The following is a 12,997-nucleotide window of genomic DNA, read 5'->3' on the forward strand; positions in this document are numbered from 1 at the left end:
CCAACCCCAGGCCATACGTCTGGACGAAGACCGCCGACGAGATCCTCGAACGCCTCGCCGGCTATCTGAAACGAATTCCTAACTCAGAACACTAGCGTCCAGATTCGGTTCCGTTTCTCCGGAAGGGCTGACCAGCCATCCGCCATGGCCCGGAGCCTGGAGCGCGTGGACCGTCACGGTGCCGTCCGGCGGCAGCTCCGTGCTGAACAGCGGGCTGGGGGTGTCGTTCCATTCGCCGACATGCACCGCCTCAGCGTGGACCGACGCAGATGCCAACTGGCCGGCCGAGGTCGCTGCGTTGCCGTGGTTGCCCTTGGAGGCGATGGGGATGACGAGGGACGGCTCGCCGGTGCGCCAGACCTCCGCGAAGTACTGCGGCCGGTAGCGGTATTTGACCTTGTGGCCCTTGTCCCTGCTGGTGAGGGCCCAACCTGCGCGCAGTGCCGTGTCCGCAGGGACGATCGTCACGGAGTGCTCGGGGAACCGCTGGCCCAGCATGTGCTTGGCGAGCGTGAGGGCGAAGCCGACGCCGAGCTCGCTGGACTGTAGGTTCTTGTACTGCTCTGCGATCTGCCGACCTTCGTCGGTCAGGCCCAGGAAGGCATTGTCACCGCCTTCCAGAGCTTGGTTGTACTTGAGGGATCCCCAGCGCTCGGCCAGTCCCCGTCCCGCACCCCGCCACGACAGTGCCGTCGCCCGGCCGAGCGTGTGCAGGACGTCCCAAAGGTTCACTTGCATCTGGCGGCTGAGTTCTGCGCGCGGGATCGTGGCGAGGTGCGGTTTGCGGCGAAGGAGTTCGTCCCCGTTCTCCTTTCTCGTCTTGTCGTCCGCCACGATGGCTGTCTCCACCTTCCCGATCAGCTCGTCGTTGGAGCGGACGGAGATGTTCGACGACTCGAGCAGATCCAGAAGTACTTTGTTGGCAGGCTTCAATGAGTCCCCCACGATTCGTACGGGTGCTTCGCGAACGCCGTGAAGGTATGGGCGAGGCGCAAGGAGCATGCAAGTGCGCAGAGGCGCACACAGGTGGGACGGACGACGTTGCCGACCCGGAGCCGTCAAGTTCCTCGCCGGATCGGTGTTCTGCCGGGTCTGGCGCAAGGCCCGAAAGGCCGTCCTCATCGAGCACGAGTACAGCTCGCCCGTCGGCAAGCGTGCGTACGACCTTCGCCACACCTGCCTGACGACGTGGCTCAACAACGGCATCCCGCCGGCCCAGGTCGCCGCCTGGGCGGGCAACAGCGTCCCCGTCCTCCTGGCCACCTACACGCGCTGCATCACCGGACAGCTGACCGAACTCCAGGGGCGGATCGAAGAGCCTCAGCGGCTGCCCACCGTGCCCGCAGCTGTGAAGGGACCGTCGAAAAACTTCGGGAAGTTTTCGGGAAAACCAGCCGCGGAGAGCCGTTCAAAACCCGCGTCAGCCGGACTGACGCCCTCGCCGCCGGGAGCCGTTCCGGCCCTGCCGAAGCTGCCACGACGCGTCCGCTAAACCGCCCCTGACCAGCAAAAAAGCCCTCCACAAGGGAGGGCTGGGCACAGTACGGGCGATGGCGCCCCCGGCAGGACTCGAACCTGCGGCCAAGTGCTTAGAAGGCACCTGCTCTATCCACTGAGCTACGGGGGCCGGATGTGGACGTGGATCACGGACCGCGGTCAAGGATAGAGGTCCGGGTGCCTCGTCCCGGTTGCTTCACCTCCGTGGCACGTTGTGGAGGTTCGGTGAAGCGGTCCCGATAATCGCAGGCAGGTACGAATCCTGCACCGTTTTTGGCGCCTCGTGCGGCGGGTGTTGTGCACTCGTTATGCCTGCGCCTCACTTGTCGCGGACGTCTCGCGCGTCACTTATCCCGATCTGTGGGGGTTCTCGCGGCGCGCACGAGGGGTTATACGCTTCAAAAACCTAACGAAATTGGGCATTCTGCACATGTGGCGACCTTGGACGTACGACCCCGGCTGATCGACGCACTGTCCGTTCTGCGCGACCGCGTCGACACCGCCCGCTTCCCACTGCCACTCCGGGGCGCTGCCCGCGCCCGGCGCAACCGGGCCGAGCTGCTCGCCCAGCTCGATGACTATGTGATTCCCCGGCTGCGCTCTCCTCAGGCCCCGCTGCTCGCAGTGATCGGCGGATCGACTGGTGCGGGCAAGTCCACGCTGGTCAATTCGCTGGTGGGGCGCCGGGTCTCGGAGGCCGGGGTGCTGCGGCCGACGACGCGTACGCCGGTGCTGGTCTGCCACCCCGACGATCTCCACTGGTTCGCCGGACCACGCGTCCTGCCGCAGCTGGCCCGGGTGTGGGTCCCTGAGCAGGATGACGGCGGCGAGGGCGAGTATGCGGCCGGCGGTGGCCTGGACCGGGGGGACTACGGGGTCGGGGGCCATGGCATGGCCGGGCCGGCGGCCGGCGGGGGGCATGGGGAGGTCGGCGGGCAGGGTGCCCATATGGCCCACGGGACCAGTGCGGATCGTGGGCCTCATGGGGGGCAGCGTGAGCCCGATGGGGGGCACGGGCTGGGGGCGTACGACGGTGTGGGTGCGGGGAGCGGCGTAGGTCTCGGGAGGGACGCGGGCCCGGGCGCGGTGGGCGCCGGGGCCGAGACGGGGATGCTGACGGTGCGGATCGAGACCGATCCGGCGTTGCCCAGCGGACTGGCGTTGCTCGACGCGCCGGACATCGATTCCCTGGTCGCGCGGAACCGGGAGCTGGCCGCCGAACTGATCTGCGCGGCGGATGTATGGGTGCTGGTCACCACGGCCGCCCGGTACGCGGACGCGGTGCCGTGGCATCTGCTGCGTACGGCCAAGGAGTACGACGTCACGCTGGTGACCGTGCTGGACCGGGTGCCGCATCAGATCGCCACCGACATCTCCGGGCGCTATGCCGAACTGCTCCAGCGGGCGGGTCTCGGCCATGTCCCCCGGTTCACCATTCCCGAGCTGCCCGAGTCGGCCGGCGGGGGGAGCGGGCTGTTGCCCGCCACGGCCGTCGCGGCGCTGCGGGGCTGGCTGGAGCGGCATGCCCAGGACCCCGTCGCCCGAGCCGCCGCGGCGGAGCGTACGGCCGCCGGGGTGATCGCTTCGCTGCGCAGCCGGCTGCCGGCGCTGGCCGGGGCCGCCGCCGCCCAGCACGCCGCGGCCCTGCGGCTGGCCGGCCGGGTCGAGGAGGCGTACGAGCGGGCCGCGGTGCGGGTACGGCAGGAGGTCGCGGCCGGTGAGGTGCTGTCCGGGGACGCGCGCGCCCACTGGCGTGACCATGGGCTCGACGGCCGGTCGGACGAGCTGCTCGACGCGCTGACCGACGGGCTGACCTCGCTGCTGACCTGCGCCGTGGACGAGGCCGACGAGCGGGCCGCGGAGGCCTGGCGGCGGGATCCCGCGGCGGCCGAGGTCTCGCTGACGGCCGCCGTGGGTGCCTCGGGGGCGGGCGGCCGGCTCGGTGTGATCGTCCGGCGCTGGCGGCGCTGTCTGGAGGAGCTGGCCGAGGAGGAGACCCGTGAGGCGCGCGCCGGACAGGCCGGGGAGCGCGCGGGGTCGGTGGAGCCGGAGGAATCGGCCGCGCTGTTGGCCACCGCTCTCCTCGGCGGCCGGCGCGCCCGTACGGCGGGCGAGAACCTCGCCGAGTTGTTGGGCGCCCAGACCGCGTTGCGGCTCTGCGAGCGCGGCGGTCGGCTCCTGGCCACGTATCTGGAGCGCGCGCTGGACGGTGAGCGCGAGCGGCGGCTGGCACCGCTGGACCAGCTGACCGTGCCACTGGACCAGCAGGCGGAGTTGATCGCCGCGCTGTCCGTATTGCAGAAGGAAAAGCAGAAGGAGACGGGGCAGGAAGCGCGGCCGGAGCCGCGGCAGGCGGAGGAGCGGGCGAGGGCGATGGAGAAGGAGGAGGTGTCGGGGTGAGCGATTCCGAGGTGGCTGGTTCCGGGGAGGGCTCGGGGAACAACGGGCGGGGGACGGGGGAGGGGGAGACCGGCGAGGCGGCGGGGGCGGGCGTGATGTCGGTTGAGGGGGTGGCGTCGATGAGGGGCGTGATGTCGGTGAGGGGCGTGATGTCGGTGGTCGGTAAGGCGCCCGTGGATGGCAAGGCGCCGGTGGTGGGTGAGGTGTCCGGGGGAGGTGGGAGGCCGGGGGAGTCGGTGGGGACGGTGGGGACGGTGGCGTCTGCCGTGGAGGGGGAGCCTGTGGTGGGTGCAGAGTCTGCGGTGCTTGTGGTGCCTGTGACTTCTGGGGAGTTTGTGGGGGCTGCGGAGGCTCGGGAGGCTCAGGGGGCTGCGGTGTCGATGGTGGAGCAGGAGCCTGGAGCGGCTGTGGGTTCGGCTGTGGAATCGGCTGTGCCAGGGGTGGGCGTGGACGTGGGTGTGGACGTGGGTGTGGATGTGGGTGTGGGCGGGGCGTGGGATGACGGGTTGATTGCGCGGCGGGCGCGGGATGCGGGTGTGCCCAGGCCGGGGACGCGGGGGGAGCCGCCCGTTGGGGCGGGTGTTGCGGCAGGGGCAGCCGCGTCGGTCGGGGCCCGTGCCGAGTCCGGTGTGCGGGCGGGAGGCGGGTCCCTGGCCGAAGGGGCTCGTGCCAGGGAAACCCGAGCCCCGGAATCCCGTGGCGCGGAAGGTCATGGCGCGGAATCCCGTATGGAGAGGGCGCGTGTTGAGGGAGCACGTGGCGGGGCGCGTGCCGATGCGCGCATGGAGGCGATGGTGCAGCCGCGTTCGCCGGCCGATGTGGAGACCGGTGGCGGAGGCGCGTACCGGTGGGTCGCGGACGGTGGGCGGCGCGCCGCGGGGGGTGGGCTGCGCGGGCGGCTGGATGCGTTGCGGGAGTTGATCGCGCTGTCCCGGACCCGGCTGGACGGGCGGACGCTGGAGGGCGCGGGCCGGGTACTGGAGACGGCGGACGAGCGGTACCGGCTGTCCGGTGAGCACACCGTCGTCGCCATCGCGGGGGCGACCGGCAGCGGTAAGTCGTCGCTGTTCAACGCGCTGGCCGGAGCGAATCGTTCGCAGGTCGGGCCGCGTCGGCCGACGACCGCGGAGCCGGTGGCCTGTGTCTGGCCGGGCAGCCGGCCGGGCGCGGACGGGCTGCTGCACCGGCTGGGCGTGCCCACCCACCGTCGGCACGCCCCGGCGGACGGCAGCTCCGAGCTGCGCGGACTCATCCTGATCGATCTGCCCGACCACGACTCCTCGGCCACCGAGCACCGCGCTCAGGTGGACCGGATGCTGGAGCTGGTGGACGCGGTGATCTGGGTGGTGGACCCGGAGAAGTACGCGGACGCGGTGCTGCACGAGCGGTATCTGCGGCCGTTGGCGGGCTACGCCGAGGTCATGTTCGTCGTCCTCAACCAGGTGGACCGGCTGCCCGGAGACGCCGCCGACCAGGTGGTGGACGATCTGCGCCGGCTGCTGGACGAGGACGGGCTGGCGCTCGGCGAGCACGGGGAGCCCGGGGCGGCGGTGCTCGCGCTGTCCGCCGCGACCGGCAGGGGCGTGGGGGAACTGCGGGAGGCGCTCGGCCAGTTCGTCGCGGAACGGGGTGCGGCGGACCGGCGGCTGGCAGCGGATGTGGATGCGGCGACCGAGCGGTTGCGGTCGGTGTACGTGGCGCAGAGCCGGGTCGGGCTGACCGAACGGGCCCGTGCGGAGTTCGACGACCGGTTGGCGGAGGCAGTGGGGGCGGTGGCCACCGGGCGGGCGGCGGAACGCGATTGGCTGCGGTACGCGGAGCGTGCCTGTGGGTCTCCGTGGTCGCGGATGCGGATGCGGGGGCGGCGGGGGAGCCGGTGGGGGGCCCGTGGCTTCGGGGTGGGGATGACCGATGTGGGGATGACGGGGGCGGGGACTGCGGGAGCGGGGACGGCGGGGGTGGGGGCTTCCCGGGGAGGGTGTACGGGCGCCGGGTTGGGAGGTGCCGGGCGGACCGATGCGGGGCTGGTCGGCGTGGGGCGGGGCCGTACCAGGCGGGCGGGAGTGGGGCGGAACCGTAGAGAGTGGAACGGCGAGGAGGCCGAGGGACTGACCGATTCCGGGCGGACCGGCATGCGGCAGGGCCTGGTGGGGCGGCAGTGGGAGACCGGGCTGCCGCGTGCTGACGGGGTTGCGGCCGGTGAGGGGGGGGCGCCGGCGGCGGACGGCCGGGCGGCGGCCCGGCCGGTGGTGGAGCACGCCGTCCGCACGGTGGCTGCCGAGGCGGCGCACGGGTTGCCGGCGCCCTGGGCCCACGCGGTGCGCGACGCGGCGGACCGCGGTGCCTATGGGCTGCCGGAGGCGCTGGACAAGGTGGCGGCGGATGCCGAGGAGTCGCTACAGGGCGGACCGGCCGTGAAGCCCCGATGGTGGACGGTTGCCGCCTCGCTCCAGGGAATGCTGTCCGTGCTCCAAGTTGTCGGTGTCCTGTGGCTGCTGGGTGCGGTCACGGGCGTGGGCGACGCGGCGGCCTGGATCTCCGGGCTGCTGCCCGCGGTGCTCGGGTCGGTGGGCGGGCCGGCGCTGGCGTGGATGTGCCGGGTGGTGGCGCGCGGTCCGGCCCGGCGTTACGGGCAGGACGCCGAGCGGCGGCTGCGGAGTGCGGCGGCGGCGTGCGGGCGGGCGCGGGTGCTGGAGCCGGTCGCCGCCGAGCTGTTGCGCTATCGCGAGGTGCGGGAGCAGTACGCGGTGGCATCGGGCGCGTGACGGCGGAACGGAAGCAACGGGCGGGCGGATGCGGGAGTTGGTGACCGGCGGGGCGGGCGGGGCGGGTGGGGCGGTCGCCGGTGACCGGGGAGGGGCGGGGAATGGCGGGGAGGGGCGGGGAAGGCCCGGCCCGACGGCTACCGGCAGGCGGTGGGGAGGGACGACGGTGATCCGCGGGCTGTGAACACCGTCGTGCTCCCCCTTCCGGGTGGCCGAGTTGTCCACAGCCGGTCACCCATCCACAGGCCGCCGCGGCGCTCGCCGAATCCGTGCAGCATGAGATCAACGCAGCGCGAGCGGTACGTGACGACAGCGGTCCGCGACAAGAGCGGTACGTGACGCGAGCCGTACGTGAGGAGAGCGAGCGCAGGACACGGGGGAGGCGTATCAGGTGAACGACACGATGGTGACGCTGGTGGGGAACGCGGCGACGGCGGTGGAGCACCGGCTGACGGCGGTGGGGGTGACGGTCGCGAGGTTCCGGCTGGCGGCGACGTCCCGCAGGTGGGACAAGGCGCAGGAACGCTGGACCGACGGGGAGACGAGTTTCTATACGGTCCGGTCGTGGCGTGGGCTCGCCGACAATGTGGCGGCCTCGGTGGCGGTGGGGGAACCACTCATCGTCCAGGGACGGTTACGGCTGCGGGAGGGGGAGCAGCCACCCGAGAAGGGCGGCCAGCGCTGGTTCTCGGCGGAGGTCGACGCCGTGGCGATCGGCCACGACCTCACGCGTGGCACCGCCGCATTCCGGAGAGTCCTCCGGGCGGTGCGTACGGGAGCGGACGGCCCGCCGTCCCCGGCTCAGCGATCCTCCCCGGCACCGGAACCGTCCTCGGGCCCAGCGCCGGCCCCGGCACCGCAATCGTCCCCGGCACCGCAATCGTCCCCGGCGCCGCAATCCTCCCCGGCACCGGAAGCTTTCCCGGCGCGGGAGGCCTCTCCGGCACTGCAATCGTCCCCGGCGGCCCCGGACTCGTCCTCACCACCGCAACCGCAACCGCATCCATCGCAATCGCCCCCGTCCCCGCCTCCGCCTCCGCTTCCATTTCCGCCTCCGCCCCCGTCCCTGCCTCCGCAGCCATCGCCACCACGGCGCCCCTCTCCACCGTCGCAACAAGATTTATGGGAGGGCCCGTTGCCGGAGGCCCACACCCGGACGGCCGCCAACACACCGACGGCCGCCAACGCACCAGAGGCCGCCAAGACGCAGACGGCCGCCAAGGCGCAGACGGCTGCCAACGCACAGTCGGCCTCCCGAACACGGAGGGGCGCCAGAGCCCGCCCAGTTCCCAAGCAACAGTCGGTCGCCAAGGCATCCACGGTCGCCAAAACGCCTGCGACCAGCGGGATTGCAGCCGTCGCCGAGCCTCCGGGGGGCTCCATCGCACCGCCTCCACCGATGACCCATACACCCGAGAAGGCGGCTGTGCCCTGAAAAGTTCCGGAGATTTGTCGATAATGCCAAGTCAGGGTGCCCGTTGTCGGTAACGATTGCGATTCGGATCGCTTATGGGATGCCATTACTGGGGACCCTGATGCACCTGCTCCATAAGATCCGACAAGTACTCACGGGGGCTGACGTGTTCGGCTGTTGAGTTCTTTGGGATCTTTCCGGCGAGGCAACCTCTCCCACTCGACCGCCTCGCCCAGAGGGGAATTTCATGCTTTCGATGAAGAGGCGGGGCGCAGCCCGCCTTGCTGCCGCGGTCGTGGCCTCCGGCCTGGTCGCGGCGGGTGCGATAGCCACCGCGGGGCCTGCCGCGGCGGACGAGGCCACCCCCGCCCACGGGGGTGCCACCGCCACGCTCGGCGGTCTGAAGACCTTCGATCAGGCGGTCGTGCACAACGACGGAGGGGACCAGCGCGTAGGCGCCGGCCTCTTCGAGATGGCGGTCGACAACGGCGGCACGCTCCAGACGTACTGCATCGACATCCACAACCCGACGCAGCAGCAGGCGAAGTACCAGGAAGTGCCCTGGAGCGCCTCGTCGCTGCACAACAACGGGGACGCGGGCAAGATCCGCTGGATTCTGCAGAACTCGTACCCGCAGGTGAACGACCTGGCCGCGCTCGCCACGAAGGCCGGTGCCGGGAACCTCACCGAGAAGACCGCCGCGGCCGGCACCCAGGTCGCGATCTGGCGCTTCTCCGACCACGCCAAGGTGGACGCGGTCGACCCGGCAGCCGAGAAGCTCGCCGACTACCTCGAGAAGAGCGCGCAGAACGTCGCCGAGCCCAAGGCCTCGCTCACGCTCGACCCGCCGGCCGTCTCCGGCAAGTCCGGCAGCAAGCTCGGCCCGGTCACCGTGCACACCAACGCCGACAGCGTCACGATCTCCCCGGCCGCCGGTGTGCCTGCCGGTGCCAAGGTCGTCGGCAAGGACGGCAAGCCGGTCACCAGCGCGACCGACGGCACCCAGCTGTTCTTCGACGTGCCTGCGGGTGCCGCGGACGGCAGCAGCTCGCTGACCGCGCAGGCCGCCACCAAGGTCCCGGTCGGCCGCGCCTTCACCGGTATCGGTGAGCACGCCAAGAGCCAGACCCAGATCCTGGCCGGCTCCAGCGAGTCCACGGTCTCCGCGGCCGCCACGTTCTCCTGGAAGAAGCAGGGCGCCATCCCGGCGATCACCGCCGAGAAGAACTGCGCCAAGGGCGGTGTGGACGTCACGGCGAGCAACAAGGGCGATGAGGCGTTCCGCTTCCAGCTCTCCGGCAAGGAATACGAGATCGCCCCGGGCAAGTCGCAGACCGTGACCGTTCCGGTGGCCGAGGACCAGCCGTACAACATCACGATCAAGGGTGAGGGCGGCTTCAAGAAGTCGTTCTCCGGGGTCCTGGACTGCAAGACAGCCGGCAGTGGCGGCGGCAAGCCCTCCAGCCAGCCCAGCCCGGCCTCGGTCGGCGGCAGCACCGGTGGGGACACCGGAGGGGACAAGGGCGGCGACCTCGCCGAGACCGGCTCCAGCAATGCCACCCCGATGATCGCGGGCATCGCGGTCGTCCTCGTGGTGGTCGGCGGCGCCGCGGTGTTCTTCCTCCGTAAGAAGAAGGCCGGCACCCCCGCCCAGTGACACCCGGCGGCCGGTGACCCCCGGCGTCCGGCCGTACGTGGCGACCACTCGATGACCCGAGGGTGAGTGGGCGGTCGCCGGTGAAGTACCCCAAGGCCCCGGAGCGCATCAGCACTCCGGGGCCTTCGGCGTTCTCCGGCCTTCGGTGTTCTCCGGCAGAGGCCCGCCCGGAAGTGATCAACGCTGACAGAGGGCAATGAAGTGGACACCGAGTCGTAGCAGGTCGGTGCTGAGCAGGGGCGCTCTGACCTACTCGTTTCCGCCTGAGCGCAGGCGTACGGCAAGATGGGGTGTATCTGCCCTCCCATGGTCGCCACGCACGATGGCCCTGGGGCGGTGCCGCACAGACCCTGATCGATCCAATCTGCCGGACGGTTTCTCTTGGCTGAGTACATCTACACGATGCGCAAGGCGCGCAAGGCGCACGGCGACAAGGTCATCCTCGATGACGTGTCGCTGAGCTTCCTGCCGGGCGCAAAGATCGGTGTCGTGGGTCCCAACGGCGCCGGTAAGTCCACGGTGCTGAAGATCATGGCCGGTCTCGAGCAGCCGTCGAACGGTGACGCGTTTCTCTCCCCGGGCTACACCGTCGGCATGCTCCTGCAGGAGCCGCCGCTGGACGAGTCGAAGACCGTGCTGCAGAACGTGCAGGACGGCGCCGCCGAGATCATGGGCAAGCTCCACCGCTTCAACGAGGTCGCCGAGCTGATGGCGACCGACTACTCCGACGAGCTCATGGAGGAGATGGGCAAGCTCCAGGAGGACCTCGACCACGCCAACGCGTGGGACCTGGACACCCAGCTCGAGCAGGCCATGGACGCGCTGGGCTGCCCGCCCGGAGACTGGCAGGTCACCAACCTCTCCGGTGGTGAGCGCCGCCGCGTCGCGCTGTGCAAGCTGCTGCTGGAGTCCCCCGACCTGCTGCTCCTCGACGAGCCCACCAACCACCTGGACGCCGAGTCCGTGCAGTGGCTGGAGCAGCACCTCGCCAAGTACCCCGGCACCGTCGTCGCCGTCACCCACGACCGGTACTTCCTCGACCACGTCGCCCAGTGGATCTGCGAGGTCGACCGCGGCCGCCTGCACCCCTACGAGGGCAACTACTCCACGTACCTCGACAAGAAGGCCTCCCGCCTCAAGGTCGAGGGCCAGAAGGACGCCAAGCGCGCCAAGCGTCTGAAGGAAGAGCTGGAGTGGGTCCGCTCCAACGCCAAGGGGCGGCAGGCCAAGTCCAAGTCGCGCCTGGCGCGTTACGAGGAGATGGCTGCCGAGGCCGACAAGATGCGGAAGCTGGACTTCGAGGAGATCCAGATCCCGCCGGGCCCGCGTCTGGGCAATGTCGTCGTCGAGGTCGAGAAGCTCAACAAGGCCTTCGGCGAGAAGGTCCTCATCGACGACCTGAGCTTCACCCTGCCCCGTAACGGCATCGTCGGCGTCATCGGCCCGAACGGCGCCGGCAAGACCACGCTGTTCAAGATGCTCCAGGGTCTGGAGACCCCGGACTCCGGCGACATCAAGGTCGGCGACACCGTCAAGATCTCCTACGTCGACCAGAGCCGCGAGAACATCGACCCCAAGAAGACCCTGTGGGCCGTGGTCTCCGACGAGCTCGACTACATCAACGTCGGCCAGGTCGAGATGCCCTCGCGGGCGTATGTCTCCGCGTTCGGCTTCAAGGGCCCGGACCAGCAGAAGCCGGCCGGTGTGCTCTCCGGCGGTGAGCGCAACCGCCTCAACCTGGCGCTCACCCTCAAGCAGGGCGGCAACCTGCTGCTCCTCGACGAGCCCACCAACGACCTCGACGTCGAGACCCTGTCCTCGCTGGAGAACGCGCTCCTGGAGTTCCCGGGCTGCGCCGTGGTCGTCTCCCACGACCGCTGGTTCCTCGACCGCGTCGCCACGCACATCCTGGCGTACGAGGGCGAGTCCCGGTGGTTCTGGTTCGAGGGCAACTTCGAATCGTACGAGAAGAACAAGGTCGAGCGCCTCGGTGCGGATGCGGCCCGCCCGCACCGCGCCACGTACAAGAAGCTCACCCGGGGCTGACCGGCGTGCGACACCTCTACTCCTGCCCCCTGCGCTGGTCGGACATGGACGCGTTCGGCCATGTCAACAACGCGGTGTTCGTCCGCTACCTCGAAGAGGCGCGGATCGACTTCATGCGCCGGCTGGCGCCGGGGGGCGGCAGCCCGTCGTTCACGGGCGGCTCGGTCGTCGCCCGGCACGAGATCGACTATGTGCGGCCGCTGGTCCACCGGCACGCCCCGGTGACCGTCGAGTTGTGGGTGAAGAAGATCAGCGCCGCGTCGATGACCGTCGGCTATGAGGTCAAGGACGAGGACACCCTCTACCTGCGGGCCTCGACCGTCGTCGTGCCGTACAACTTCACCGAGGAGCGTCCCCGCCGCCTCACCGCGGAGGAGAAGGGCATCCTCAAGGAGTATCTGGACGACGCCGCGCATCAGGGGGGATCCGTCGCGGTATGACGGCGCTGCACCTGGCAGATGCAGGGGAGGCGGCGGATCTCGCCGCCTTCCTCGCCCGCCTGATCCACTACGACCGGGCCGCTGCGGTACGGCTCCAGGCCGGCGACGGGGTGCTCGCCGTCTTCGGCCGCCCGCCGTCCTTCGAGGTGCTGGCGATCCGCACCGCCCGGCTCGCCGACGACACCACCCTGGACCGGACGGTGTCCGCCGGTGAACTGCTCGAAGGCGTGGACGGTTCGACGGATGCGCTGACCGTGCCCGCTGCCGTCACCGGTCCGCCGTGGACCGGGCTGCTGCCGCCGCGCGGCGGCTGGCAGCGGGTGCCGGGGCTGCCCGCGCCCGAGGCCCTGGTGCGTGCGGTGGCCGCCGCGGTCGCCGAATTCCGCGCCCGTGACGAGGCACTGCCGCCGCAGCACCGCACCCGCACCGAACGGGACCGCATCGGCCGGGAAATCTGGTCGCGCACCCTCGGCGACACCCATCTCCCGCTGCGCGCCGCCCATGCCGCGCAGTCGCTGGGCTTTCTGCGCCCGATACGGGCCGACGCGCTCGCGGCCGGCGCCGCCGCTCCCGGCGCCAGGCCCCCGCAGCCCGAACACCGGCCGCTGAGCCTGCTGTCCGCGGCCGGCTGGCTGCGGCTGAGCACCCCGTACGGGTCGATCGCCGTACGGACCGGCGGCCCGGCGGGGCTGACCGGGCTGTCGGGTCTCACGGTGACACCGGTCTGATCTGATCAGACCGGGACGGCCGGCTGGGAGGCCGGAGGGCACTGCCCGGT

The 12,997-nt window shown here is 71.0% G+C and carries 10 protein-coding genes and 1 tRNA gene; 8 read left to right on the forward strand and 3 right to left on the reverse strand.

Going from position 1 to position 12,997, the window contains the following annotated elements; translation table 11 throughout:
* Positions 1-78: 78 nt before the first annotated feature.
* Entirely contained in the window at positions 79-933 is an 855-nt protein-coding gene (locus tag AB0C46_RS31460) for a hypothetical protein (protein ID WP_362831999.1), read from the reverse strand.
* A gap of 73 nt (positions 934-1,006) precedes the next feature.
* Here AB0C46_RS31460 and AB0C46_RS31465 point away from each other — a divergent pair, with 73 nt between their 5' ends.
* Complete coding sequence (locus AB0C46_RS31465; RefSeq protein WP_362832001.1) at positions 1,007-1,492, forward strand: hypothetical protein; 486 nt, start codon at positions 1,007-1,009, stop codon at positions 1,490-1,492.
* Between the two features lie 59 nt (positions 1,493-1,551).
* Here AB0C46_RS31465 and AB0C46_RS31470 read toward each other — a convergent pair.
* Positions 1,552-1,627 (reverse strand) — tRNA-Arg (locus AB0C46_RS31470).
* A 302-nt stretch (positions 1,628-1,929) separates the two neighbouring features.
* Here AB0C46_RS31470 and AB0C46_RS31475 point away from each other — a divergent pair.
* Positions 1,930-3,897, forward strand: a complete 1,968-nt coding sequence (locus AB0C46_RS31475) for a GTPase domain-containing protein (protein WP_362832002.1) — start codon at positions 1,930-1,932, stop codon at positions 3,895-3,897.
* A gap of 782 nt (positions 3,898-4,679) precedes the next feature.
* Positions 4,680-6,662: a YfjP family GTPase gene (locus AB0C46_RS31480; RefSeq protein ID WP_362832003.1), complete on the forward strand. Its 1,983-nt coding sequence runs from the start codon at positions 4,680-4,682 to the stop codon at positions 6,660-6,662.
* Between the two features lie 387 nt (positions 6,663-7,049).
* Here AB0C46_RS31480 and AB0C46_RS31485 read toward each other — a convergent pair whose 3' ends face one another.
* Positions 7,050-7,175 carry a hypothetical protein gene (locus AB0C46_RS31485; protein WP_362832086.1) on the reverse strand — a complete coding sequence of 42 codons (126 nt, stop codon included), beginning with the start codon at positions 7,173-7,175 and terminating at the stop codon, positions 7,050-7,052.
* Between AB0C46_RS31485 and AB0C46_RS31490 the strand changes: the two genes are divergently transcribed.
* From AB0C46_RS31490 to AB0C46_RS31510, 5 genes are all read left to right on the forward strand, one after another.
* Complete coding sequence (locus AB0C46_RS31490) at positions 7,126-8,097, forward strand: single-stranded DNA-binding protein (RefSeq protein WP_362832079.1); 972 nt, start codon at positions 7,126-7,128, stop codon at positions 8,095-8,097. The genes AB0C46_RS31485 and AB0C46_RS31490 overlap by 50 nt on opposite strands.
* A gap of 226 nt (positions 8,098-8,323) precedes the next feature.
* Positions 8,324-9,733, forward strand: a complete 1,410-nt coding sequence (locus AB0C46_RS31495; protein WP_362832005.1) for an LAETG motif-containing sortase-dependent surface protein — start codon at positions 8,324-8,326, stop codon at positions 9,731-9,733.
* Between the two features lie 381 nt (positions 9,734-10,114).
* Positions 10,115-11,779 (forward strand): energy-dependent translational throttle protein EttA, encoded by a 1,665-nt coding sequence (ettA, locus tag AB0C46_RS31500; protein ID WP_362832006.1) that lies wholly within the window; start codon positions 10,115-10,117, stop codon positions 11,777-11,779.
* 5 nt (positions 11,780-11,784) lie between these two features.
* The gene (locus tag AB0C46_RS31505) at positions 11,785-12,219 is read left to right on the forward strand and encodes a thioesterase family protein (RefSeq protein WP_362832007.1); all 435 of its coding nucleotides are present in this window, start codon (positions 11,785-11,787) and stop codon (positions 12,217-12,219) included.
* On the forward strand, positions 12,216-12,947 hold the full coding sequence (locus AB0C46_RS31510; RefSeq protein WP_362832008.1) for a hypothetical protein: 732 nt from the start codon (positions 12,216-12,218) through the stop codon (positions 12,945-12,947). The genes AB0C46_RS31505 and AB0C46_RS31510 overlap by 4 nt, the downstream gene beginning before the upstream one ends.
* Positions 12,948-12,997 lie beyond the last annotated feature (50 nt).

It is taken from the genome of Streptomyces sp. NPDC048637 (assembly GCF_040650675.1).
Classification (GTDB): Bacteria; Actinomycetota; Actinomycetes; order Streptomycetales; family Streptomycetaceae; genus Streptomyces.

Bases quoted from the DNA above. Each gene is read 5' to 3' on its own strand.
- AB0C46_RS31480 (WP_362832003.1), top strand. From the start codon at position 4,680: ATGGAGGCGATGGTGCAGCCGCGTTCGCCGGCCGATGTGGAGACCGGT.
- AB0C46_RS31495 (WP_362832005.1), top strand. From the start codon at position 8,324: ATGCTTTCGATGAAGAGGCGGGGCGCAGCCCGCCTTGCTGCCGCGGTC.
- AB0C46_RS31510 (WP_362832008.1), top strand. From the start codon at position 12,216: ATGACGGCGCTGCACCTGGCAGATGCAGGGGAGGCGGCGGATCTCGCC.